The sequence below is a fragment of the Gammaproteobacteria bacterium genome (assembly GCA_003696665.1).
Taxonomy (GTDB): Bacteria; Pseudomonadota; Gammaproteobacteria; order Enterobacterales.
Genome location: RFGJ01000198.1, coordinates 1 through 24,363, shown reverse-complemented (window position 1 = coordinate 24,363; position 24,363 = coordinate 1). Strand labels below are relative to the sequence as shown.

General features: G+C 49.8%; 29 protein-coding genes. 17 read left to right on the top strand and 12 right to left on the bottom strand.

All coding sequences use genetic code 11. From position 1 onward, the window contains the following. On the top strand, positions 1-1,116 hold a 1,116-nt coding region (locus tag D6694_05775; protein RMH44553.1), incomplete at its 5' end, for an amino acid carrier protein. A 104-nt stretch (positions 1,117-1,220) separates the two neighbouring features. On the opposite strand, the gene D6694_05770 is transcribed toward D6694_05775, so the two are convergent. From D6694_05770 to D6694_05755, 4 genes are all read right to left on the bottom strand, one after another. After that, positions 1,221-1,814: a DUF3501 family protein gene (locus D6694_05770; protein ID RMH44550.1), complete on the bottom strand. Its 594-nt coding sequence runs from the start codon at positions 1,812-1,814 to the stop codon at positions 1,221-1,223. A 20-nt stretch (positions 1,815-1,834) separates the two neighbouring features. Beyond that, on the bottom strand, positions 1,835-3,163 hold the full coding sequence (locus tag D6694_05765) for a Fe-S oxidoreductase (protein ID RMH44549.1): 1,329 nt from the start codon (positions 3,161-3,163) through the stop codon (positions 1,835-1,837). A 62-nt stretch (positions 3,164-3,225) separates the two neighbouring features. Continuing rightward, on the bottom strand, positions 3,226-3,645 hold the full coding sequence (locus D6694_05760; protein RMH44548.1) for a rubrerythrin: 420 nt from the start codon (positions 3,643-3,645) through the stop codon (positions 3,226-3,228). Positions 3,646-3,785: 140 nt separating this feature from the next. Further along, positions 3,786-4,586 (bottom strand): hypothetical protein, encoded by an 801-nt coding sequence (locus tag D6694_05755; protein RMH44547.1) that lies wholly within the window; start codon positions 4,584-4,586, stop codon positions 3,786-3,788. Between the two features lie 92 nt (positions 4,587-4,678). On the opposite strand from D6694_05755, the gene D6694_05750 reads away from it, so the two are divergent. Continuing rightward, entirely contained in the window at positions 4,679-5,569 is an 891-nt protein-coding gene (locus D6694_05750; protein ID RMH44546.1) for a LysR family transcriptional regulator, read from the top strand. On the opposite strand, the gene msrA is transcribed toward D6694_05750, so the two are convergent. Continuing rightward, positions 5,505-6,107, bottom strand: coding sequence for a peptide-methionine (S)-S-oxide reductase MsrA (msrA, locus tag D6694_05745; protein ID RMH44545.1), 603 nt, complete (start codon positions 6,105-6,107; stop codon positions 5,505-5,507). The genes D6694_05750 and msrA overlap by 65 nt on opposite strands. Before the next feature lie 2 nt (positions 6,108-6,109). Further along, positions 6,110-7,741 (bottom strand): methyl-accepting chemotaxis protein, encoded by a 1,632-nt coding sequence (locus D6694_05740; GenBank protein ID RMH44544.1) that lies wholly within the window; start codon positions 7,739-7,741, stop codon positions 6,110-6,112. A gap of 138 nt (positions 7,742-7,879) precedes the next feature. Here D6694_05740 and aroA point away from each other — a divergent pair, with 138 nt between their 5' ends. Together aroA and D6694_05730 are read left to right on the top strand one after the other, a co-directional pair. Next, the gene (gene aroA / locus D6694_05735; GenBank protein ID RMH44543.1) at positions 7,880-9,154 is read left to right on the top strand and encodes a 3-phosphoshikimate 1-carboxyvinyltransferase; all 1,275 of its coding nucleotides are present in this window, start codon (positions 7,880-7,882) and stop codon (positions 9,152-9,154) included. Between the two features lies 1 nt (position 9,155). Continuing rightward, on the top strand, positions 9,156-10,241 hold the full coding sequence (locus tag D6694_05730) for a chorismate synthase (protein ID RMH44552.1): 1,086 nt from the start codon (positions 9,156-9,158) through the stop codon (positions 10,239-10,241). Here D6694_05730 and D6694_05725 read toward each other — a convergent pair. The 4 genes from D6694_05725 to D6694_05710 are packed head-to-tail and all read right to left on the bottom strand — an operon-like array spanning position 10,220 to position 13,263. Continuing rightward, positions 10,220-10,552, bottom strand: coding sequence for a DUF2069 domain-containing protein (locus D6694_05725; GenBank protein RMH44542.1), 333 nt, complete (start codon positions 10,550-10,552; stop codon positions 10,220-10,222). The genes D6694_05730 and D6694_05725 overlap by 22 nt on opposite strands. Next, positions 10,549-11,142, bottom strand: coding sequence for an NAD(P)H:quinone oxidoreductase (locus tag D6694_05720; GenBank protein RMH44541.1), 594 nt, complete (start codon positions 11,140-11,142; stop codon positions 10,549-10,551). Before D6694_05720 ends, D6694_05725 begins: the two co-directional genes overlap by 4 nt. Next, complete coding sequence (gene arsC, locus D6694_05715; GenBank protein RMH44540.1) at positions 11,142-11,495, bottom strand: arsenate reductase (glutaredoxin); 354 nt, start codon at positions 11,493-11,495, stop codon at positions 11,142-11,144. Before arsC ends, D6694_05720 begins: the two co-directional genes overlap by 1 nt. 58 nt (positions 11,496-11,553) lie before the next feature. Then, entirely contained in the window at positions 11,554-13,263 is a 1,710-nt protein-coding gene (locus tag D6694_05710) for a hypothetical protein (protein RMH44539.1), read from the bottom strand. 217 nt (positions 13,264-13,480) lie between these two features. Here D6694_05710 and D6694_05705 point away from each other — a divergent pair, with 217 nt between their 5' ends. Next, positions 13,481-14,362 (top strand): amino acid ABC transporter substrate-binding protein, encoded by an 882-nt coding sequence (locus D6694_05705; GenBank protein RMH44538.1) that lies wholly within the window; start codon positions 13,481-13,483, stop codon positions 14,360-14,362. 12 nt (positions 14,363-14,374) lie between these two features. On the opposite strand, the gene D6694_05700 is transcribed toward D6694_05705, so the two are convergent. After that, on the bottom strand, positions 14,375-14,785 hold the full coding sequence (locus D6694_05700; protein ID RMH44537.1) for a hypothetical protein: 411 nt from the start codon (positions 14,783-14,785) through the stop codon (positions 14,375-14,377). Further along, positions 14,782-15,417 carry a pyridoxamine 5'-phosphate oxidase gene (gene pdxH / locus D6694_05695; protein ID RMH44536.1) on the bottom strand — a complete coding sequence of 212 codons (636 nt, stop codon included), beginning with the start codon at positions 15,415-15,417 and terminating at the stop codon, positions 14,782-14,784. The genes D6694_05700 and pdxH overlap by 4 nt, the downstream gene beginning before the upstream one ends. A gap of 25 nt (positions 15,418-15,442) precedes the next feature. Between pdxH and D6694_05690 the strand changes: the two genes are divergently transcribed. The 12 genes from D6694_05690 to D6694_05635 all read left to right on the top strand — a co-directional run. Then, positions 15,443-16,006 carry a hypothetical protein gene (locus D6694_05690; protein RMH44535.1) on the top strand — a complete coding sequence of 188 codons (564 nt, stop codon included), beginning with the start codon at positions 15,443-15,445 and terminating at the stop codon, positions 16,004-16,006. A gap of 13 nt (positions 16,007-16,019) precedes the next feature. After that, positions 16,020-17,192, top strand: a complete 1,173-nt coding sequence (locus tag D6694_05685; protein RMH44534.1) for an ATP-NAD kinase — start codon at positions 16,020-16,022, stop codon at positions 17,190-17,192. Between the two features lie 76 nt (positions 17,193-17,268). Then, positions 17,269-18,657, top strand: a complete 1,389-nt coding sequence (locus D6694_05680) for a flagellar hook-length control protein FliK (protein RMH44533.1) — start codon at positions 17,269-17,271, stop codon at positions 18,655-18,657. Between the two features lie 182 nt (positions 18,658-18,839). Further along, positions 18,840-19,370, top strand: coding sequence for a hypothetical protein (locus tag D6694_05675; protein RMH44532.1), 531 nt, complete (start codon positions 18,840-18,842; stop codon positions 19,368-19,370). Positions 19,371-19,392: 22 nt separating this feature from the next. Continuing rightward, positions 19,393-20,397, top strand: a complete 1,005-nt coding sequence (fliM, locus tag D6694_05670; protein RMH44531.1) for a flagellar motor switch protein FliM — start codon at positions 19,393-19,395, stop codon at positions 20,395-20,397. Further along, the gene (fliN, locus tag D6694_05665) at positions 20,390-20,794 is read left to right on the top strand and encodes a flagellar motor switch protein FliN (protein ID RMH44530.1); all 405 of its coding nucleotides are present in this window, start codon (positions 20,390-20,392) and stop codon (positions 20,792-20,794) included. Before fliM ends, fliN begins: the two co-directional genes overlap by 8 nt. Before the next feature lie 5 nt (positions 20,795-20,799). Then, on the top strand, positions 20,800-21,234 hold the full coding sequence (gene fliO, locus D6694_05660) for a flagellar biosynthetic protein FliO (protein RMH44529.1): 435 nt from the start codon (positions 20,800-20,802) through the stop codon (positions 21,232-21,234). Positions 21,235-21,238: 4 nt separating this feature from the next. Continuing rightward, positions 21,239-21,982 carry a flagellar biosynthetic protein FliP gene (gene fliP, locus D6694_05655; GenBank protein ID RMH44551.1) on the top strand — a complete coding sequence of 248 codons (744 nt, stop codon included), beginning with the start codon at positions 21,239-21,241 and terminating at the stop codon, positions 21,980-21,982. Continuing rightward, the gene (fliQ, locus tag D6694_05650; protein ID RMH44528.1) at positions 21,979-22,248 is read left to right on the top strand and encodes a flagellar biosynthetic protein FliQ; all 270 of its coding nucleotides are present in this window, start codon (positions 21,979-21,981) and stop codon (positions 22,246-22,248) included. The genes fliP and fliQ overlap by 4 nt, the downstream gene beginning before the upstream one ends. A gap of 9 nt (positions 22,249-22,257) precedes the next feature. Next, a complete protein-coding gene (fliR, locus tag D6694_05645; protein RMH44527.1) occupies positions 22,258-23,034 on the top strand; it encodes a flagellar biosynthetic protein FliR in 777 nt (258 codons plus the stop codon). Then, positions 23,034-24,161 (top strand): flagellar biosynthesis protein FlhB, encoded by a 1,128-nt coding sequence (gene flhB / locus D6694_05640; GenBank protein ID RMH44526.1) that lies wholly within the window; start codon positions 23,034-23,036, stop codon positions 24,159-24,161. The genes fliR and flhB overlap by 1 nt, the downstream gene beginning before the upstream one ends. A 2-nt stretch (positions 24,162-24,163) precedes the next feature. Further along, positions 24,164-24,363, top strand: a 200-nt coding sequence (locus tag D6694_05635; GenBank protein ID RMH44525.1) for a hypothetical protein, incomplete at its 3' end; no start/stop codon positions are given.

Sequence of the window (24,363 nt, the reverse complement as noted above, 5' to 3'; positions counted from 1 at the left end):
GCTGTGCTTCTTGGCATGGTGATTGTCGGTGGCATTCGGAGGATTGCGCGTGTGACCGAGGCCATCGTGCCTTTCATGGCGCTTTTCTACTTTATTGGTGGTATGGCTGTCATTATCGCCAATGCCGAGAATATCTTGCCCTCGTTTGCGCGTATTTTTGGTGATTTGTTCACAGGAAGTGCGGCAACAGGTGGGTTTCTTGGTGCCAGTGTTTCTTATGCATGGAGCAAAGGGGTAGCACGAGGGTTGTTTTCGAACGAAGCCGGTCAGGGATCAGCACCGATTGCGCACGCAGCGGCCAAAGCGCACGAGCCTGTGTCTGAGGGCATGGTTTCCATTCTGGAGCCTTTTATTGACACCATCGTCATTTGTACGTTGACGGGATTGGTGATTTTGTCATCGGGGGTCTGGACAAAGAAATATGAAAATGAGTTTCAGCGCGCCGATATGGAGATTGTTGCCGGGCAGTATTTTGAGAACCAGCCAGAGCATCGAGAGATTATGTATCGGCATTTCAATGGCATTGGTCAAGATGAAGTGCGACCCTATACGGGAACGATTGTTGTGAATGAAGGCCGGCCAATTGTCGGCGATTACACCATTTTAAATTCTCGCTCGTTTGCTGAAGATGTCACGGTCTGGCGAGATGGCCAACCGTTTACCGGTGAAATCGTGGTCGAAAATGGTCAAGTTAAAGATAGCGCCTTGGTATTTAAAGGTAAGTCGTTGCTGCATTCGGTTCGACTCACAGCAAAGGCCTTTAGTGAAGGCTTGTTTGGGGACTGGGGGCAGTACATTGTTTCCATTGGCTTGCTGCTATTTGCGTTTTCCACAGCGATTGCTTGGTCGTATTACGGTGATCGCGCAGTGACTTATCTATTCGGTCCGCAAGCTGTGATGCCATACCGAATTCTTTACGTCCTGGCGTTTTTCGTGGCAGCGTTCGCGGATACGAAACTGGTCTGGAATTTGTCTGCGGTGGCCATTGCCATGAGCACTATTCCCAACTTGTTTGGACTCATGCTGTTGCGTAAGGAAATGCGTCAGACAGTTCAAGATTATTGGCGTCTGTTCCGTAAGGAATTTCCAAACGAAGCAAAAAGCACTACCGATTAGATGTGGTTGTGAGTCAATAATTGCTCTTATGAGACTAGGCGCGCCATGATGTTTGGCGCGCCATGCTCTGTCGCTTTTTTTTACCTTAAGTGCATGGAAAACCATCAGCCTGCATTGAGATCTTTCATAAGCTGTTGCTTAAGGGTTTCTGGTACAGGAGCCACGATTGCGTTGTAGTTTGGGTGCGCTATACCAAAGGCAAGGGAAGCGCCGGACTTAAGATCGGCAATATCTTTATCGGAAAGTTCAAACCGTAAAAAGTGTACGGCGGACGTTTTTTCATCCGTACTTCTTTCGAGGTCTTCATTGGCGATGGCAAAAATTTTGTCATTCTCACCGATTTGCGCCCAGATTTTTGACTCTATACCAACAAGTTGCCGAAGCTGTGCGCGCCGCTCCTGCTCGTCCTCAAACTCAAGCATGAACGTGGCTTTCCAATTGTGCCCATCTGGAATGAGTGGGTTATAAGCCGCAAGCTCATCTTCGATATCTTTCGGTTCGAATAACTTCTCAATACGGAGCATCTCTTGCACTTGGTATTGGATGGTCAGCCGATCTTCAAAAAACAAAGTGGCATTTGGCCCAATCGCCAGCATTCGTGACCGCTTATGGGCAAGCGCTTTTTGACGGAACTCTGAACGTTTTTGCGCATACTCTTCTAGTGTCATCAGGTCGTGACGTTCAATCTTCTTAGCCATTTTGTTTTTCCTCCAGCTGTTCAGATACCATAAGCTTGGCGCGCCAATTGAATCGGATGTTTGGGCTCCGATCCATCCCCTAAGCCATTTGCGATATGCTCGGCGGCCATCGCACAGTCGCTACAGTAGTGATCAGGCGCTGCTTGCTTGATTTTGCGGAAGACTGGTCGGCCGATTTTCATAGCATTGTCGTGGAATTCACGTTTCACCGCATAGGTGCCATCATGACCTGAACAGCGTTCAATATTGATGATCTCGGTGTCTGGCACGAGTTGCAGGAATTCCATTGTCTTTGGCCCGATTCTCTGCACTCGCTGATGACATGGGGCATGATAGGCCACTTTCCCCAGTGAATGACGAAACTCAGTGTTTAACTTGCCATGCTTGTGACGAAGCATCAGGTACTCGAATGGGTCGTAAATATGATCACGCACCTTGGCCACATCTGGATCATCCGGGAACATTAATGGCAGCTCCTGTTTGAACATGAGCACACAAGAAGGCACGGGCGCTATGATGTCCCATCCTTGTTCGATCCACTTGACCAATTCTGGAACGTTGATTTCCTTAGCTTTGGCCACACTTTCCAGATCACCCAATTCAAGTTTTGGCATGCCGCAACATCGTTCTTCGTCTGGCAATCTGACCGGGATATTGTTGTGGCGAAGTACGGCAACCAGATCTTCACCGATGCTCGGGTTGTTATAGTTGGCGTAACAGGTTGAGAAAAGTACAACTTTGCCTGAGGTGCGGCCAGCTGGAACGGCGCGGTCACCTAAATCGTTTTGGATACGACGGCGAAGTGGGGGAGACTCATATCGCGGCAGACGGGCTTTGGTATGCACGCCAATCGTCTTTTCCATGACTTTACGAACACTCGGTGTTCGATTGGCAGCATTGACCATGTCGACTACGACAGGAATGGTTGCAAGTTTGCCGACATTATCGGTGCTTGATAGCAATTTATCACGCAATGAAGCGCCCTGTTTTTTAAATTTGACCGCTTTGGCACGTAGCATCAAATGTGGGAAGTCGACATTCCATTCGTGTGGTGGCACGTACGGACATTTGGTTAAATAACAGAGGTCGCATAGGTAACATTGCTCGACCACTTTGTGGTAGTCGGACTTGGCAACGCCATCGACCTCCATCGTTTCCGAATTGTCCACAAGATCAAAGAGGGTGGGAAAGGTTTCACAAAGGCTCACGCATCGACGACAGCCATGGCATATGTCGAAAACGCGCTCCAGTTCCTCATTTAATTTAGTTTCGTCATAAAACTCTGGATTTTGCCAGTCGATCGGATGTCGTGTCGGCGCTTGTAGTCCACCTTCTTGACGCTTGCTCATGCCATTTCCTCCAGGGTTAGTGAAAGCCCGATGCCTTAGTTAGGCACCGGGACAAAGCACTTTTAGTCTTCGAGTGCATCAAGTGCTTTCTGGAAGCGGTTTGCATGAGAACGTTCCGCTTTGGCGAGGGTTTCAAACCAATCGGCAATTTCGTCAAAGCCTTCTTCTCGAGCCGTTTTCGCCATACCGGGATACATATCCGTGTATTCGTGTGTTTCTCCGGCAATGGCCGCTTTCAGATTGTCTCGCGTGCTGCCAATCGGCAGCCCGGTCGCTGGATCGCCGACTTCTTCAAGGTACTCGAGATGGCCGTGAGCGTGGCCAGTTTCGCCTTCTGCGGTTGAGCGGAATACGGCCGCGACATCGTTGTAGCCTTCAACGTCTGCCTTGGCGGCAAAGTAAAGGTAACGACGGTTGGCTTGAGACTCGCCTGCAAATGCGGCTTTCAAATTTTCTTCAGTTCTGCTGCCTTTCAATGACATGGTTCTTCCTCCCGTGAGTCATAGATTGGTGGCGATACACAATGTACAAATGCGCATGAAGCGCCTTCGTACATTGACCAGCGTAGGCAACTGATATGGATTTGTGAAATTGATTTTTTCTAAAACAGAATAGAAATATTCTATTGCAAGGCGGGTTGACTATGATCGTATTGATCTAACCGGTTGTGACGAATGACAAGTTCGATTTCTGCAATATAGTCACGCCCCCGCGCCGAATAACGTATGAGTCCTTCTGCGAGTGCGATGCCCGTGACAGGACGATTTTGTGCGCGGAGTTTGGCCCGCACTTGCCTGAGCAGCGTATAGGCGTGACCAACGTTAAGGTTGTATAGATAGCCTCGAACGGAATCAAGTGGGGTCGAATATCGACGAACAAAATGCCGAGCGTTGGGGGCGCGTTTCCGGGGAGGCAGGCCGCAACCTGGTTGATAACACCAGATACCAAAATAATTATTGGCGTCACGTGCAAATCGTGAGGTGCCCCAAGCTGACTCGATGGCCGCCTGGGCAATAATCAAACTCACTGGTACCGTGTCGATGCGCCGAAGTAATTTTTTCCAAGTCAGATCGTCCGTGCTGCAGTCGACTTTGTATTTCTTCGCCAACTTGCAAAATGCGTTCATCTGCTGGTGAGATAATGTTGTGTGTTGGCGCCAATGCTCAAAAAGCGCCAAGAGCCGCTGGCGTTCCACGAAGATTTCCTGGTTGGCTTGTTGGGCGAGTGTGGCAAAGTAACGAATAAACTTTTGTTTCCGCTCATTCGTATCATGGATCTTTGCAAATTCAGGTGGGGTGAGCGCTTGACTTTTTCCGACAGCATGTATGGAAACCCCTGGGTGTTTGTGTAGCGTCAGTTCGAGCAAGATAAGTGAAGCGTTGACAAAGACTAATGCAATTAACTCAGGCCAATATTTTTTCATGCGGTTGTTTTGTCATTCTATGATCCGGCGCCTATCATCCATAATGTGTTCAGGTTTGGCAAGGTCATGCGGGTGTGGACAAGCTTCAATGTATGCAAATTTTTATCAAGGTCGTCGAGCAAGGCGGCTTCTCTCCAGCCGCCATCCGCCTTGGCCTATCCAGAGGCACGGTGAGCAAGGCCATCGCCCATTTAGAAGCACAACTGGGGGTCAGATTGTTGCATCGGACCACGCGGCAGGTCAGTCTGACCGAAGCTGGGCAAATTTATTATCGGAATGTTCGCGCCATCCTTGAAAACATAGAGGCAAGTGAGGCAGAGATCACAGGCTTCGCGAGACGCCCTTATGGGCATGTTCGTATCACGGCGCCACTTTCGCTTGGCGAGCGAGATTTAAGTGAAATTTTGGCCGCATTTTGTCGTGACAACCCTGAGATTTCTTTGGAATTACAACTGACCGACCGTTTTGTCGCTCTGGTTGAGGAAGGTGTCGACTTGGCGGTGCGTATTGGTCTTTTGGAAGATTCCTCGTTGATCGCAAAAAAAATTACAGAGACGGCGTTGGGCCTGTACTGCAGTCCTGAATTTTTGCGGCGGCGCGGTCGACTGTACACACCTGAAGATTTGAAGCCAGAGGATTGCCTTCGCTATCAAAACCGTAATAGTGGACGGTATTGGACGCTTACTCACCCTGATGGTCGCGAGCATAAGGTGCAAGTCCATGGTCGAGTGTCAAGTAATAATGGGGAGGTTTTGGCGACCATGGCCGCCTGTGGTCTTGGGGTTGTCATGCTGCCGAAATTCATTGCTAAAGATTATATGGCGTCAGGAAAACTTGTCGAAGTCTTGCGACCTTGGTCGCCTGGAAATGTAGGTGTGTGGGCAGTGTATCCCACCCGCCAGCATGTGCCTTTGGCGGTTAGGCATTTGATTGATTATATTGCTGTCCACTTGCCGGAACGTCTTCCGGAAGAGGACAGTTAACACCTGTACCACCAAGTCCACAATAACCATTGGGATTTTGGGCAAGATATTGTTGATGATTGGCTTCAGCGAGAAAGAAGTTGGTCAAAGGTTCGATTTCCGTCTGAACAGGCCCGAACCCGTGCAAAGTCATTAAACGGTCGTAGCCAATCCACATTTTCTCGGCCGTTTTTCGCTGGTGCTCGTTCGTGTAGAAAATGACGGAGCGGTACTGAGAACCGATGTCATTGCCTTGTCGATGGTATTGCGTCGGGTCGTGATTTTCGAAAAATATTTTAACGAGCTTGTCAAAGGATATCTCGTCGGGAGCGTAATGAATTCGAACCGTTTCTGCGTGCCCCGTTTGTCCAGTACAAACGTTTTCATAGGTTGGGGATGGGGTTCGGCCGCCACAATACCCAACAGCGGTCATTTTAACGCCGGGGGTTTGCCAAAATAAGCGTTCTGCCCCCCAAAAACATCCCATGGCAAAGCCAGCAAGTTGCCACTTGTCTGGAAATGGACCCTCAAGATCAAGGTGAAATATGCGGTGGCGCATGATTATGCTCCCTGTCGGGAAATGAGTTTCTGAACAATGCCTGTAAGGTTTGCAGACAGTTGTCTGAGCGATTCCGATGTGTCTTTGACTTCTTCGGAAAGGGTGACATTGTCTCCTGCGATTTGTGAAATTTCGTTGATGTTTTTAGACAGATCTTCTGAGACTTTAGATTGTTCGTCCGCAGCAGTAGCGATTTGATCATTCATCTGGGAAATGGTTTCAATGCCGTGCGTGATGTCTTCAATTTTTCCTCCGGCTTCCTCAACCTGAGCGACACCATCGAAGGACGCACTTTTGGCCGAAGCGATTGCCCGTACAGCGTTCAACGCCCCCGATTGAACAGTTTCCAGAATTTGCTGAATTTCTTGCGTGGACTCTTGTGTGCGTTGTGCTAGTGTTCTGACTTCGTCGGCCACTACGGCAAAGCCGCGACCTTGTTCTCCGGCACGGGCCGCTTCAATGGCCGCGTTCAGTGCCAACAGGTTAGTTTGCTCGGCAATGCCACGAATCACTTCAAGTACCGTGGACACCGCGCTGGCGTCTTGTTCAAGCTTTTGAATGACCTCAGACGTTTGGTCAATAGTCGCGGCGACCTGTTCAATGGTTTTAATGGTTTTTCGCATAATATCATGACCGGATTTTGCCGACTGGTTAGCCTGTGATGTGGCTTCGGCGGCACGTTTGGCGGCACTCGCAACTTCTTGAGCAGAAGCACTCATTTCTGTCACTGCAGTGGCGACTTGATCAGCTTTAGAAAACTGTTGTTCGGCAATTCCTTTAAACGAGTTGGCCAATTCAATTTGCTTTTCAGATAAGGTCAGTAATTCTTGATTGGCCTGATTAAGCTCTTGGTAAGTCGAGGCGAGAAAATTGGCCATACGTCTAAGAACGTCGGCGAGTGTGCCCACTTCATCCTCTCGGTGGATGTTCAGATATTGTTCAAATTCGCCTTGCGCGATACGTTGGCTGAACTGACTCAATTCAGTCAGCGGTTGAACGACCTTTCGGATGATCATGATAGTGAAAACAATGATCATGATAATTAAGACAGCAAGATCCGCGAGGATGATTGTGCGAGATTTTGCCTGACTTCCTTCGAGCATAGCTTCATTGTGGGCTTGCTGATTCTTTTCAATGATCGCGACTGTTTCTTCAAGTAATTTCTCCGCTGCCCGGTCCATTCCCCTGACCAGCCGGTCAGCCGCTTTGTGGTCAAGGGTCTTTTCAAACTCGGAATAGGCCGTCCGATAGCCTTGCAAGAGTTTTTCAAGCTCACCGTTAAACTTTTCGAGTTTGGCACGGATTTCCAATGGTGTCTGATTCGCAATCTTTTTCGCTTCTTCCTTAAGTTGCTCAGCCAACGGGGCAATTCTTGACCAGTATTTCTTCCGATCAGAAGGATTGTGACCGCGCAGGAGAACGTTTTTCCACTCTTGTACCATGCGTTTGAAGTCGGCCTGCATGGTTGCGGTGTCCGTGGCCAGTTGAAGCTGCCGGAACGATGTTTTCGCGATGTGTGCTGTGGTGGCATTGAAACTCACAGCTGACCAGATGATGGAAATGGCCATCACGAACCCGATGCCTACGGTCAGGAATATGGTCTGATTTTTAAGACTTCGGTTGAGCCATGTCATACGCTCTCCTTGCCTTTGTCGTCGGTACGAAGATTATTCATAGTGTAGACCAATTTTCTTGCTAGAATGCATGCACTGAATATCAGAGGTACACCAATGCCGTGACGTGAAATCACTGGGATACGCAGAAGAAGTAGAATGACCAAGATACAGCCAATTGAAATACGCAAAGCGCCTCGAAGCAAATATCTAAGCAATCGGTGGTTGGTGCTCGCTGCACTCAGCGAGTCCCCGTCAGTGCTGAATGGTGTTCCGGACAATGAGGATATCCGGCATCTGGTTTCCGGCCTTCAGACGCTTGGGGTTGTTGTGACGAAGCATGAGAATGGCCTTGTGTTGTCGAAAAAACCAAGCGTGATGCCGAAGGAGCCGGTTATCGTACATTGCGGCGATAGTGGCTCCATGGCGCGATTTATCATGGCGTTGGCGGCGACGAAGTCTTTTCCAGTCACCGTTGATGGCAGTCAACGGTTACGCAGTCGGCCAATGGCACCTTTAATTCGCGCACTTGAAGCGCTTGGCGCCAAGATTTCATCAACGAATGGTTATCTTCCGGTCACTGTACAGGGAAAAATTCGTGGAGGCACCGTCGAAGTCGACCCCAGTCACAGTAGTCAGTTTGTGAGTGCCCTGATGCTTGTGGCGCCGATATTAGATGGTGGGTTGCGGATTACATTTTCAAAGCCACCTGTGTCGGTCAGCTATATTCGTATGACGGCCAATGTCCTGGAGCAGGCAGGAGTTCTCTGTCGTTTGGACGAAAAAGGTGTGCAGATAGAGCCGGGTCCAATCCGTTTGCCCTCTATAGAGATCCCAGTCGATGCGACTGCGGCAAGTTATCTTATGATGGCTGGATTATTAGGTCCGAATCCGGTAGCCGTGTTGGGCTATCAGTACCATCCTGAATTGCATGGCGAATGTCATTTCGTTGATCATGTGGCACGATTGGGTGGCGAGCTAATGCTACAACCCAATAAGGTCATCGCGCGGCCGGTGCCCGACTTCGTCAGTGCCGAGCTTGATTGCACCGATTGCCCCGACGTTGTTCAATCACTGGTGGTCTTGGCGTGTTTTGCCCGGGGAGACGTGCGTTTGACAGGGCTGGATGCGCTGCCATACAAAGAGTCTAATCGGATCGAAGATACGGCGAGAGAGTTGTCGCGATGTGGTGTGAGCGTCACAACTGGAAGCGCTTGGATGAAAATTGGCAAGGCTGATTGGCGTCCATGTCAGTTTGTCACGCATCAGGACCATAGGATGGCGATGTCACTTGCACAACTATCGTGGCGTGTGAAGGGCCTGAACATGCGTGATTGGCAGGTCGTTGGCAAGTCGTGGCCTGAATACTGGCAAGTGATGGCGGAGCTCGGGTTGCCGTTGGCGCAGAAAATATGCAATGGTGGAGAAAATTAAAATGGCGGGCAGCCTGTTTGGAGAGTGTTTTCGTGTTTTGAATTTTGGTGAAAGTCATGGACCCGCAATTGGTGCCGTGATTGACGGTTGCCCTGCGGGTGTCAAGATCGATTTGCCGTATTTGCAATCCCAACTCAATCGTCGCCGCCCGGGTCAAAGCCATTTGGTAAGTCAAAGGAAAGAAGCAGATACAGTTGAAATTTTGTCAGGCATCGAAGATGGCTGGACGTTGGGTAGTCCCATCGCGCTGATGATTCGTAATGCCGATGCGAAATCGAAGCATTATGACAATGTTCAGGATGCGTATCGGCCGAGTCATGCTGATTACACCTATGATATGAAATACGGCCGGCGTGCTGTGGCTGGCGGCGGTCGAAGTTCAGCGAGAATGACGGCGGGTTGGGTGGCAGCCGGTGCAGTCGCCCAATTATTCCTCCGGCAATGTAGTGATATTGAGGTGGTGGCTTGGGTGAAACAAATTGAAGATATTGTTTGGCCAGATACAGGCACAGAGTTCACTCAGGTCGACGTGGATAAAACGCCTGTACGGTGTCCGGATCGTGTGGTTGCTGAGAGGATGGCTGCACGCATTGAGCATGCGCGTAAAAATGGTGATTCGCTGGGTGGCGTGATAGAGGCTGTTATCCGTGGCGTGCCAGCAGGGCTTGGCGAGCCCATTTATGATAAGTTTGAAGCGGAATTGGCAAAAGCCATGCTCGCCATCAATGCGACAAAAGGATTCGAAATAGGCTCGGGATTTCGTGCTGCAGGTATGAGAGGGACAGCTCATAACGACCCGTTTGTACAATGCGAAAATGGACAAATCAGGACTTTAAGCAACTACTCAGGTGGCGTGCAAGGGGGGATCTCCAATGGCATGCCAATCCAGTTTCGTGTGGCTTTCAAGCCGACCCCAACCGTGATGGTTCCGCAGCAAACCGTGACCCGAGATGGTTCGCCTCATGTATTACAAATGAAAGGACGTCATGATCCCTGCGTATTGCCTCGGGCGGTGCCAATCGTTGAAGCCATGGCGGCATTGGTGTGTGCCGATTTTGTGTTGCGTCATCGACTCTCACGGCTTTGATGACGTTTGGGACGATAGGCGAAGAAGAAACTGAGGAAATACAGAAAGGCCAGGCCGCTCTCCAGCCACGCGAACCGAGCATTGGGCACTGTTAGAGAAACTGTAATGCCGTGGCAGAACGGAATAATGAGCAGAAAAGCACAGTACATGAGGCTTTGACGGCTCCCCTGCCGGATCCATCCTAATCCATATAATGGCGGCAGAATCCAAAGCAGCCAAGCGATTGGTGGCGTATCAGTCCGTATTCCCCAGATGACGAGCAGGACGCAAATGATGGTGTAAGCGGCGCGGGCCAGCAAATGCCAATTCATCGTAGATGCTCCAGTGTTTTGGCAATATTGGCCAAGCGTTGACCGAGTGCACGCGCTGTTTCCTTTTCTTCGGTGGATAACGCCGTGGTGGCACTATGTGCCCAGTGTGATGGGCCATAGGGGCTCCCTCCCGTTTGCGTTCGCATCATCGAATTAACACTGTAGGGAACACCAACCCAAAGCATCCCGTGATGAATCAATGGTAGTGCCATGGATAACAAAGTACTTTCTTGACCACCGTGCAAACTGTTGCTTGAAGTAAAGACCGAAAACGGCTTGTCAATCAGGGCGCCACTTGCCCATAGTTCGCTTGTGGAATCAATAAAATGTTTGAGCGGGGCGGCCATGTTGCCGAAGCGGGTAGGACTCCCAAGCGCAAGCCCTGAACAGTGACGGAGTTCTTCCAAAGTGACGTAGGGATCGCCAGATTCGGGTATTGTAGGACGTGTTGCGTCAGTTTCGAAGGTGACCGGCGGCACAGTCCGGACCATAGATTCCACGTCACCGCCACTATTGACCCCCGCAGCAATTTGGTGCGCGAGGGCCCGTGTACTTCCGTGACGAGAGTAATAGAGAATGAGGATATACATTAGTCGTTGAGCAGCTTCAGGACATTTTCAGGAGGTCTGCCAATAATAGCTCGGTTGCCACGAATGGCGATGGGGCGCTCCAGAAGTTTCGGAAATCGAGCGATGGCCGTCAATATTTCGTCGTCACTGCTATCGTTCGTTAGACCTGCTTCCTTGTACTCTGGTTCTTTTCGGCGAATCATGGCCGAAACGGGTTGTTCCAGTTTTTCGGCCAGCCTTTTTAATTCATCAAGTGATAAGGGAGTCTCTAAATATCGAATAATATCGACTTTTACGCCGCGGTCTTCTAGTAAAGCCAGAGCCTGGCGTGATTTTGAACAGCGTGGATTATGTAATAGCTGGACTTTTTCCATTTTAGGCTCCCTAAACACAACCATTGTCTCGTTTTTGAATATTTATGTTAACACGTGTTTATGAGGATTTATTATTTTGGACACTGGTAAAGCCCGGCAGTGCCTCCATGTCAATGACTTCTTCGCCAGCTTCTTCTCGCCGCCGTTTTTCTTCAATTTCCTCAAGCTCTTGACGCGCAACATCGAGCGCTTCTTGGACTGGACACTGCTGATAAAAAGACTGCGTGAAAAACAACGTATTCTGAAGACTGCGTGTGAGACGAATGCCAAATTTTTCGTCACCCACTTCCATAATAATCGGTTTGTCTTTAGGTAAGGCATTGTGCGCAAAGATGATTGTGGGCGGTGTACTGCCATCGTCTCCATGATCGCCTGATATGATGAACCCAAGTTCCTTGCGTTCCTTTGCGCCTGGTATGATAAAACGCACGGCTTGAATATCACCGAGGATTAGCTCGGCCCCAACAGTATGACCATCGGTTCGAGATTTTTGTTGCCAGCGGACCGCTGCCAGTCGCCAGAAATCTCGGTCGTCTTGGTGGTTATGAATGCTTAGCGCGATCAGTTTGCCGACGGCCATTTCACGGACTGGAATATGTGTGTTCATGCAAATTCCGGTCGCTGAGGTATTGATTGTCCTCCACGACGATGTTGGAATGACGAATTGTGGTTCCGTTTCTTCTGTTTGGTACAGTGGATCGTTTCTGGTCAATTCTGCATGAATATTGACCAAGCTACATATGACTTTTAGCTTATCGTCGGTCTTGTACCGCGGCGCCGTGCGATGTTTAAACATTTGCCAGTGATACTGCATGACTTCCAGCAATCTTTCGGCAGCCGTGGCGGTGACATCACTGCCAAATCCAGGCAACGGCGGTTTACCCTCGGTTCGCAAATCAACCAAATGCGATTCAACTTGCTTGACTAATTTTTGTGGCAGGAGCAGTAATGTTGTGGATTCGTCCAAGTTGTCTGTCGATAACGTGAAATGAGGTCGATAGTCACCACAAAGGTCAACCACAAAAGTTTGGTCTTTGTGGAAATCTGACAAGTCTTCGCTCAATTCAGCGAGTCGAACCCAGTGTGACAAATAGCGCCATATCGGCCAATGCTGACCCGCGTTTAGGTGGTATGGATTGGCAAGTGCGATGAGCGCAATACGGTTGTAATTTTCTTCGATGGTATTTAGACAACCTTGTAACTGATGGCTTTCCGAGATGCGATCAACAAACTGATGTACCACAGAAAAACCAAGGATGTTATTGATTTCTTTCCAGATGTTTTTGGGCGGTGGGGCGTAGGCATCATAATGAAGCATCAGCACTAGGGATAGATAATACACGGCCAGATTCAGAGTATCGGCAAGCACGTCCTTTGATGCATTTTCTTTTTGCAACTGGATTGCGAGAAGTTTATAGCCATACGCCAACTCTTGAGTGAGAAGAAAAAAGTCCTTTTTTTCTTGTACGGTGACTTTTTCTTGTCTTTTGTCGGAGCGGAAACTTTGGGGAGTGTAATAACCAGCAATGAGTTGATAGGCGCGGTTGTAGAGGAACATCCCTTTCATGCGCGAACTCGAGGCAATTTCGGTGCGGTTAAAGCCGTGTAACGAGCGCCGAACATTGCTGACGGTGACTGGCATGTTGCCATACGGCTGAGATTTTAGCCATTGCGCCAGATGGTCTATGCGGGTTTCGACAAGAAGATGCTCGCCTGGCTTTTGAACGGGAAGCGTCAGGCGAAGCGAGCCATGTGGTACAGCTTTCATCCAACATTCTCCTTAACAATGGCGTGCTGTCGTCCATGCCATTCGTGCTCACAGGACGGTATACCGATAGTTCGCCATCGGTCGTATCATACATATCATAATTCTAGCTCAAAATGCTAGCCCATGTTTTGTCAACCTCGCTCGCATGAAGGAATAGGCGGCTTCGAGAAATTTGGTCTATAACTAAAAACAGGTCATCACATAGCGAGAGAAAGTTATGTTTTACCGGCTATTGATAGTGATTACGTTAACGTTGTTAACAGTTGTTGGTTGCAACAGCTCAGAGTCAGGCAGTCGAACGCAAGAGCGTGCGCAAACCAGCGTTGCGTCCGACACTCATAAGGCTGACCATAATAAGGCAACACGCAGTGATGGGGCGACAACAGCAGACGTCACCAAGTCTTGTCTGCTAAATGTGGGTTGGGACCCATGGGAGCCTTATCAGTATCAAGAGAGAGATGGAACGGTGACGGGCCTTGATATTGATCTGTTTGTGGAAGCGGCAAAGCGGGCCGGTTGTACAGTGCGTTTTCAGCAGGGAGATTGGGGAACATTATTGTCCGCCCTAAAGGCAGGTCAGGTGGATGTGCTGTTGGGGGCCTCCATCACCCCTTTGAGAAAACAATATGCGTACTTTTCAGAGCCATATCGGGCTGAGACTTGGGTGCTGTACGTGCGAAGTGAAGACGTAGACCAATACAGTGGAAAGTCATTAAAGAAACTCTTGGATAGCGGTCTGCGCATCGCGTTGGTCAATGGCTATGTTTATGGAGATACGATTAATGCATTCCAAGAGGATCCTGCTTACGAACGTCAATTCAAGGGTTACGGCCTTGCCGAGGAAACCTTTAACGCGCTGATGAATCGAGATGTGGATGGCGTATTGGAAGACCCGTTCGTTGGTGCCGATGTTCTCAGGCGCAAAGGCTGGCGGAAGGAAATAGTTCGTTTGCCCATGGTTTTGCATAGCGGCTCGGTGTACGTCATGTTTAGTCAAGCGAGTGTGGCGCCAGAGACGGTGGAGCGCATCAATGATGCATTTGCCGCAATGCGTGCGGATGGGACCTATCGACGTATTTTGCGAAGTTATGGGAGCTAGCCACTTTTGGGCTTAGTGGGCTGTGTGTATGTCGAAAAACTCGTGAGCCACCTTCTGTAAGTCGAAAGAAGTACCGGAAAGGGCGCGTTGGAAATGGATGATGCGTGGCAACGATACTTGGTCAATGGTCGCGGTACTTTGCAATCGCCGCAGGCATTTCTCCGTGAGCGTTGCCAAATCAACCCCTTCATTTGGCAATAAAGCGGCATAGCGAAGGTAGCCTTCATCTGCCAACCAAAGCATCGTGGCGAGGCAGGCTTGATGCCTTTCGCTGATCAGGCCGAACTCATCAATGTCCAGCGCTCCGCAAATATCGTCGACATAAAGTGATAGCGGTCGGGGAAACGAAAAGTACAGTCGAGTCAATATTTTCGCCACATCGCTATAAAAGTCATCCATATGTAGATCGTTAATGGCGGTCATGGGGCTAACCTTTGAATTGTCCAGCGCTCATCAACTTTGTCGTAAACAAAGCGATCATGCAACCGGTTCGGCCGGCCTTGCCAAAATTCAAACTTATTTGGAATGACTTTGAAGCCACCCCAAAAGTCCGGCAGTGGCACTTGTCCATGACGAAACTTTTCTTTCATTTGATTGAACGCATTTTCTAAAAAATGACGCGAGTCGATTGGCGACGACTGTTGGGACACCCAGGCCGCAATCTGGCTGTCGCGCGGGCGACGGATAAAATACTTGATGACGGTTGATGTGGGCAACGGTTTGGCTTGGCCTTCAATACGCACCTGACGGTTGAGCGGAAGCCAGGCAAAATGCAGGCTTACCTTATTGTTTTGACGAATATCTTTGGCTTTTGCACTGTTGAGATTGGTATAAAAAATGAAGCCATCATCGTCAACGTGTTTCAGCAAAACGGTCCGTTGGTGTGGTTGCAGATTGGCATCCACGGTGGCAAGCGTCATGGCGGTAGGATCGGGAAGTCGAGCATGCATGGCGGCTTCCAACCATTGGCTGAATTGAGCAAAAGGATCCTTAAGCAGAGTTGCTCGACTCAACGGCTCTGAAAGATATTCTCGGCGAATGTTTTCTAAGTCCACAGTGATTTCACCTTATTGTTGGCTAATGATATTGTACGCAATTTGCGTAAAATGCCGCCACCATCAACTGTCATTTGACACCATGAAATCGAATGAAGCGCAGTTACTGAAAAAATTGGTGTACGAGTTCAACGACGGGTTGGGGCGATATTACCGAGCACGCTTGGTGGCGCGTGATGATGAACCTTTGTATGAGCCAGAAACACCCGAACATGCGGCGCAAATCGGTTATATGCGACACAATCTCAATAGTGCATTGCATGAATTGGCTCACTGGTGCATTGCCGGATGGCGACGACGCCAGTTGGTAGACTATGGTTATTGGTATGTGCCGGATGGGCGGACGGCAGCGCAACAGGCTGAATTTGAGCGTGTTGAATTGCGACCGCAGGCGCTGGAGTGGTGTTTCCAAGAGGCGTTAGGACGAGCATTCGAGCCAAGTGTCGATAATTTGAGCAATCCAGTTTCGCCTGATGAACGGTTACGTTTTAAGGCTAGGATACAAAAGGAAAAAGAACGCATGCTCAACGAGCGTGGACTGCCGTATCGAGCCAAGTTATTGTTGGCGATGCTAAAAAGCATAGTGTAAGGGGAGTTTCTAGGTGAATGAAAAGCGACACTGGGGATTGATAGTCAATCCTATAGCGGGCATTGGTGGTCCTGTCGGTCTGAAAGGCAGCGATGGTATCGACATCCTTAACGAAGCCCTGCGACGGGGCGGACGAGCCAATTCAGCTCACCGGGCACGTATGGCTATCCAATATTTTTACGAGCAACAACCAGGCGTCCAAGTGATATGGCATACGGCGGATGGTCCCATGGGCGGGGATGTTGTTCGTGCATTAGCGAAACCACTGACCATTCATCGGCGAACTAGTACAAAAACGACCGCGGAGGACACGCGAGCGCTCGCTGAACAATTGCTCTGCCAACCTTTGGAGTTGATTGTCGTTGTGGGTGGGGACGGCACCATGCGAGATGTCCTCGGTGTCGTGCGCTCTGTGGGCCTAGAGGGCGGGGTGTATCCACCGATTGTGGGCATTCCGGCCGGTACCAAAATCCATAGTGGAGCGTATTGCGTTTCCCCGCGTGCCGCAGGCTTGCTGCTGGCTAAAGTGGCTGATGGGAAGGTGGTCGAAATTCAGTCAGGCGATGTCATGGATATTGACGAGGATGCCTTTCGACGAGGGGTTGTGCGTGCCAGAAAATACGGTGAGGTGCGAGTGCTGACCGATGGCATTCTTGTGCAAAATGTGAAGTCAGCCGCAGCCAATGACGAAGAAGAACAATTACTAGCGTTGGCAGAAGGTGTCGTCGAGCGTTGGGATGACGAATCGCTGGTCTTTGTCGGAAGTGGTAAAACACTGGCAGAGGTGATGTCAATTAAAGGACTGCCAAATACATTGCTAGGCGTCGATGTTGTCTTGAATAATGAGGTGATTCTGGCCGATGCCACGGAGTCGGAATTGTTAGAAGTGCTTCGTCTGTACCCGAATCAGCCAAAACGCTTATTTGTCACCGCCATCGGCGGGCAGGGCCATATTTTTGGCCGGGGCAACCAACAGCTCAGTCCGGCGGTGCTAAGTCAGTTTGCTAAAAGTGAAATTGAGGTCATCGCGACCAAGGCAAAAATGGCACAGTTTGCTGGAAGGCCTTTGCTTGTGGATACGGGGGATGCGTCCTGCGATCAGTGGCTGACCGGGCCAATCGCTGTGTGGGTGGATTATAACGAATGTTGGTACTATCCCGTCGCAAGTCTGCCGATCGAGGCTTGACGGGAGAGGCGATCAATGGTGTATGGCATAGAGTTTGCAGAGGGATAGGCATCATTGACACTGTGTGAGCCGAGCCATGAACACCGTTGGACTTCCCCTGGTCTTCCTAGTCACGCCGAAACCCATTCAGGATACGCGAGTCGGTGCGGAGTCTTTGATTGGCGAGCAAGACGGATTGTTTGAGGAGATATTATCTACAACGATGCTCCCGGACGTTGTCGGCAGTAGAGCGAACACGCTGGAAATAACAGACGAATTCTCAATGAATGAAGTTTCTGACCATTCGGTTGAATGGCGGGTTGAAGCAGTTGTGCAACTCCCTCAGCAGTTAAATGAGGATGTGCCAGAAATTGCCTTGCACGATGAGCGCTTGGAGCAAATTGGCCCGAGTGAGCTCTCGGAGGAGTTATCCAAAGAAGGGGAGGCATTTGTCCCGCCGTACGGCAAAAATTTGCCGAATGCCGAGTTTTCACTAGTGCATGCGAGCGATCTCATCCTCATCGAGCCTCAATCGCATCTTCCTGCCCTGTTGTTACGCACAGGTAGCCAAGATGGTGACCAAGGAAATCCTGCGAGTATTTTTAATGTGGTCCCCCAAAAAAGTACTTCAAGTGAGTTAAACATAGACACTTCAAGTTCGTCAAACATAGAGTTAACCGGTATTAGACTGGACGATGTGTTGTCGATAGGTAACCCACTGAAACAGTCCGCGGGAGATGTGCTTGATTTTAGCAATGGTATATCTCGGCGCGATGTCAATCACACCCCAAATATCCCGTTATCGGAAATCATGGCATTTATGGGACCTAAGGAAGTCAAAGTGGACACGGATGCTGCGAAAGTGCCACAAGACGTTTTTGCCTCGCTGCTTTCTAAATTTTCTGCTCATGACGGTCGAAATCACGACGTCGCCCAAATTGGGAAGGCACTTGATGGCGTGATCAATGCTGGACCTGTTCAAGACATATCGCGGCAGATAGGCAATGGTACGCTTGGCCATCTCCAAACAGCCTCTGATAACTCGGCCCCAAATGCACTCAACCTTTATCAGCGCGACTGGCCAAAGCAGCTGGCCGAAATTCTTGTGCAACAGGGGAGATATGGACATCATAAAGCGACGGTTCGCCTCGACCCACCGGAACTTGGTCCACTTCATGTGACAATTCGGCAGCACGGCAATGATACTTTCGTGCATGTCACGGCGAGGCATCCCGATACTGTGCAGATATTACAAGTGACTGCTGATCGATTGCGCGAGATTATGCAAACAGACCAGTCTGGCTTCGTGCAGGTGGATGTGAGTGGCCATGATCAATCGCAAGCAGAAGCAAGGTCTTATGTGAGCACTGGTCGAACAGCTGAGCAGACAACGGACGAACTCACGGGTGTGGAGGATAAGCATGCAGATAATTCACGCCCTGTGACCGGTCTTAAGCTGACGCATCTGATCGACTATTTTGCCTAGCCGGCTGTTCGTCCCCCTATCCCGGCAAGTGAAAAATCGACCTTTGTGTGTCTCATCACAGCTGTCGAAATTTTGACTACACTTGGGGTGTGAGCAACCTATAGCACATATTGTCACGCCTAACCTATTGATATTTATAAGCCAACCTGTTTTGGCCCAATATTTGCTAATGTCATTGTGAGATGAGGAGTGAATCTATGGCAGACGAAGATGACTTGCAGGTAGAAGAAGGAAAAAAAGGCGGCAAAGGGATGCTGATAGGCATCATTGTCGCATTAGGCGCCATTGGTGGTGCTGCAGCGTACTTTTTTTTGGGTAGCAGTGAGACACCGCAAGAGGCAGTGCCAACAAATGCGCCGACGCAAGCGGCAATTCCGGCCGCGCCAGCCAAAGCAAAGGCCATCTACGTTGAGGTGCCTGAAGGTGTGCTTGTGCAATTGATGGATGGTCGAAAAACACGAAATGTCCAGATACGAGTTTCTTTGCTCACACGTGATACGGAGGCAGAAGACAAGTTGAAACAACTCATGCCGTTGATTCGTAGTGAATTGCTGTCGTTTTGGTCACAAAAGGCGGTGGAAGATTTTAAAGATGCTGAAAAACGTCAAAAACTCAAGGAGGAAACCACACAGCATCTGCAAAAAATCCTGACCGAACAAACCGGTGCGCCGCTGATCGAAAAGATCTTGTTTACACGTTTTGTGATGCAATAGCAAAAGGCCAAGAGGTGGATTTGTGAGCGATCTGTTAAGTCAAGAAGAAATCGATGCCTTGCTGCACGGGGTCGACGATGGCGACATCGATACGACCGACGACAGCCCCGAACCTGAAGGCATACAGATATACGATTTCTCGTCGCAGGATCGCATTGTGCGTGGGCGAATGCCCACGCTGGAGATGATCAACGAGCGTTTTGCGCGTTATCTACGCATCAGTCTGTTCAATTTGATGCGCAGAGGGGCTGATGTTGCGGTCAATGGCGTACAGATGGTGAAGTTTTCGGAATATATCCATAGCCTTTTTGTGCCAACCAGCTTAAACATGGTCAGAATTCGACCGCTGCGTGGCACAGCATTGTTCACGATGGAAGCCAAGCTTGTCTTTATACTGGTTGACAATTTTTTTGGTGGCGATGGCCGTTTCCACGCAAAAATTGAAGGGCGTGAGTTCACGCCAACTGAGCGCAGAATCATTCAAATCATGCTTGAGCAGGCTTTCGTCGATCTCAAGGAAGCATGGGCCCCTGTGCTACCGGTTGAATTTGAATATCTTGACTCGGAAGTCAATCCCGCATTGGCGAGTATTGTCAGTCCTTCGGAGGTCGTTGTGGTATGCAGTTTTACCATCGAACTGGATGGGGGCGGTGGACAGCTTCATGTGACCATGCCGTATTCGATGATCGAGCCAATTCGTGATCGGCTGGACGCCGGAGTGCAATCGGACCGTGACGATATTGATGAACGTTGGACGCAGGCATTACGTGAAGAAATCATGACGGCCGAAGTCGAGCTCGATGCTACCTTGGTCGAAAAGCAAATGGCGTTAAGAGACATTATGGCACTTGAACCAGGCGACATTATCCCGGTTGAGCTACCGGAAAAGGTAGTGGTGAACGCTGGGGGGTTGCCAACGTTTCGTGCCCGTTATGGAGTATCGAGAGGGAAGATGGCGTTGAAAATTCTTGAGCCCATCAGCCGAGAACATATTTTGCGTAATACGACAGGTGAATCCTATGAGTGACCAAGATAAAAAGCCCGAAGAGAACGTCGATGATGAGTGGGCCGCTGCCATGGCTGAGCAAGCGGCTGCAGAAAGCGCACCGATGGAAGAGCTTGTTGATGAAGGACAAGCCATTGAGGACGAATTGCCAGCTGATAAAGCCAAGTTGGATGTCATATTGGACATCCCGGTGACATTGAGTATGGAGGTTGGGCGCACGCAGATCCCGATTCGAAATTTGCTGCAGCTCAACCAGGGCTCTGTGGTCGAGCTTGATCGGATGGCGGGTGAGCCTTTGGATGTGCTGGTCAACGGGACATTAATCGCGCATGGTGAAGTGGTGGTGGTCAACGAAAAGTTTGGCATTCGTTTGACCGATGTGATGAGTCCGGCAGAGCGGATCAAAAAATTGAAATAACGCCTATGAGACCGATCATGTTTGCCTTGTCCTCGGCATTGAGTTATGGCGCGCCACAGAAAACGTCGGACGCCGCCATAGGATGGCAAGAGCTCATCCAAATGAGTATGGCGCTGCTTGTGGTGCTGGCGTTATTAATGCTTTTGGCTTGGCTATATCGTCGTTGGCAAGGCGCCGCAGGCTTGTCTAACGGCGCCATTCAAATTTTAGCCGTCCGTTCGTTGTCACCACGTGAACGATTGGTTCTGGTGGCCATCGGGGAAGAGCAGTTGTTGATTGGTGTCGGACCGGCCGGGATTCGTCACCTGCATACGTTGGCCAAACCTGTGGAGACTTCCAAACCTCAAGGTTCCTTTGCTCAGGTTCTATCCGCTGTGAAAATTGAAAAGAAAAAGACAGGGCAGTCGGACAGCGCTTCTGAGGGGAACTCTGATGACTGACAGGATGGTTCGGCGCAGCACTCAATGCATTTTGTCGGTCTTGGCATTGTGCGCCTTGCCAAGTTATGGTGCCGAGATCCCCTTGCTCAATATACAAAACACACCATCGGGTCAGGAGGTCTCAGTCAGCCTTCAAGTGCTGATTTTGATGACCCTGTTGACACTATTGCCCGCCATATTGATGACCATGACGAGTTTTACCCGCATTGTCGTGGTGCTCGCCATTTTGCGCCAAGCGCTTGGGATGCAACAAACGCCTTCTAATCAAATTTTGATTGGTTTGGCCTTATTCTTGTCACTTTTTGTGATGGCGCCCGTATTTGAACAAATTCATGTTCAGGCAGTCCAGCCGTATATGGAAGACCAAATTGGGCCTAAGGAGGCGTTGGACAAAGCCTTGGCGCCAATGAAACGTTTCATGTTGGCCCAGACGCGACAGGAAGAGCTCGATTTGTTCCAATCACTCGCCAATGAAGACAGCGGTGAGAAGGCAAATCCATCTTTGCTGGTATTATTGCCGGCGTTCGTGACAAGTGAATTAAAAACAGCGTTTCAGATTGGTTTTATCCTCTTTATTCCGTTTTTGATTATTGATTTGGTGATTGCTTCCATTCTGATGGCAATGGGGATGATGATGCTGTCCCCGATGATGATTTCACTGCCATTTAAAATCATGTTGTTTGTTTTGGTGGACGGCTGGGCACTGATCCTTGGTGCCTTGGCCAACAGTTTTGTGGGGCCGTCATGACACCCGAAGTCGCGGTCGATCTGTTTCGCCAGGCCATGCAGCTCGTGGTGCTGCTGGTGGCCGCGATTATCATTCCCGGTCTCTTGGTAGGACTGATCGTCGCCATTTTTCAAGCGGCCACCAGCATTAACGAGCAAACGCTATCATTCTTGCCGCGGCTGGTCGTGACTCTGTTGACCATGGCATTTCTCGGGCATTGGTTTGTCGGCCGGCTCATGGATTTTATGTACGAATTGGTGTCGTCCATTCCAACGCTGATCGGGTAGGTGAGCGTTATGTTTTCCTTGCACACCGTAGAGCAACAACTGCTGCTATCAATTTGGCCATTTTTGAGAATTGGGGCTTTGCTCACAGCAATGCAAATCATCGGGACGCGTGTTGTCCCGACGAGAATTCGTCTATTGTTGGCCATCGCCCTCACTTTCATGATTCGCCCTTTTATTGAATTGCCAGAGGCCATTGTGCCTTGGTCTCCGGTCGGTATCGTCGCCATCGCCCGGGAGGTGTTGATAGGTTTGGCGATGGGGTTCGTCACTAGAATGGTCTTTGAGACCTTTGTGATCGGGGCACAAATGGTCGCCATGCAAACGGGTCTGGGGTTTGCGTCAATGGTGGATCCGGCAAACGGTGTGCAAGTGCCTGTGTTGTCCCAATTCTTTCTGGTACTGACCACGCTGGTTTTTCTCGCCTTGGATGGCCACCTGTTGATGTTTCAAATTCTCTGGCAAAGCTTCAAGACGTTACCAATTTCCGGAGACATTGCCGACTTTTCGCTATGGTCTCTCCTAATGTTCGGTCGATGGATGTTCGTTGGTGCTGTGTTGATGGCCCTGTCGGCGGCATTGGCGTTGTTGATTGTCAATTTGACTTTCGGCGTGATGACCCGAGCGGCACCACAACTCAATATTTTTTCCATTGGTTTTCCCACTGCTATGGTGGCTGGCTTATTGATCGTTTGGTTGACCATTGGTGGGTTTGAGTGGCATGTGGACCGTCAGGTGCGCAATATGACATATGTGCTCTGTGATATGTTGCGATTGGAGTGTCCCTAATGGCAGAAGAGCACATCGGCGAACGCACCGAACAACCCACTCCCAAACGAAAGCAGGACGCCCGTAAAAAAGGGCAGGTACCTCGATCGCGAGAATTGACCACGGCGATGATCTTGGTGTTTTCGGCACTTGCCTTTTTGTTATTCGGGCATTGGATGGCCGGGGAATTCTTTTCGGTTTCCCATGCAACCTGGGCCTTTACTCGGGCGGCCGCTTTTGACGAGCGTATTGCTGTTGGTCTTTTGGTGGCCGCGATGCGAGACATTTTTTTGACGGTTGGTCCGTCGCTGCTGATGATGTTTCTCGCAGCATTGGCAGGACCAATATTGCTTGGTGGCTGGGTTTTTAGTATTGAGTCAATGCAATTTAAGGCTGAGCGCATTTCGCCCCTCAAGGGCTTTAAGCGCATGTTCGGTGCGCAAGCAGCCATGGAGCTTTTAAAAAGTATCGCTAAGTTTGTTGTGGTGGCTATCATTGCCTGGCTCTTGCTAACGCTTTATTTCCCTAAACTGCTAAGCCTTGAGTTTTTAGAACTTGACCAAGCCATTCCACGCGGCATCGAGGTTGTTGTGTTTGTGTTTCTGGGCTTGTCCGCTTCGTTGATTCTGATTGCCGCCATCGATGTTCCATATCAGCTGTGGCGTCATCATAGCCAACTGCGAATGACGCGTCAGGAAATTAAGGATGAATTTAAAGAAACTGAAGGGAAACCCGAGGTGAAGTCAAAAATCCGTCAGATTCAGCGGGAGATTGCACAGCGACGGATGATGGCAGAGGTGCCAAAAGCTGATGTTGTGATCACTAACCCAGAACATTATTCGGTTGCGATACGGTACGACGATTTTGGCGATAAAGCGCCAATTGTCGTAGCGAAGGGGACAGATTTGATTGCGTTAAAAATCCGAGAAATCGCGGTCGCACATAATGTGGCAATCGTTCCAGCACCGCCGTTGGCCCGATCTTTGTATCACTCTACAGAGATTGGTGAAGAAATCCCGCGAGGTTTGTACTTGGCGGTCGCACAGGTGTTGGCCTATGTGTACCAATTGCAAACTTATCGTCGGGATGGTGGACAAAAACCGAGGCTGTCTGACGAGTGGCCGATTCCTGAAGACTTGAGGTACTAGGTATGGCGCTGGCATTATCGGAAGGACTGTCATCTACCAAAATCACTGGGCTTGGCACCCCCATACTTTTGGTTGCGATGTTGGCGATGATGACATTGCCCATGCCGCCCTGGATGCTAGATTTGATGTTTACCTTCAATATCACCCTGTCATTGGTGGTTTTGTTGGTCACGGTTTATACGCAACGGCCGTTGGACTTCGC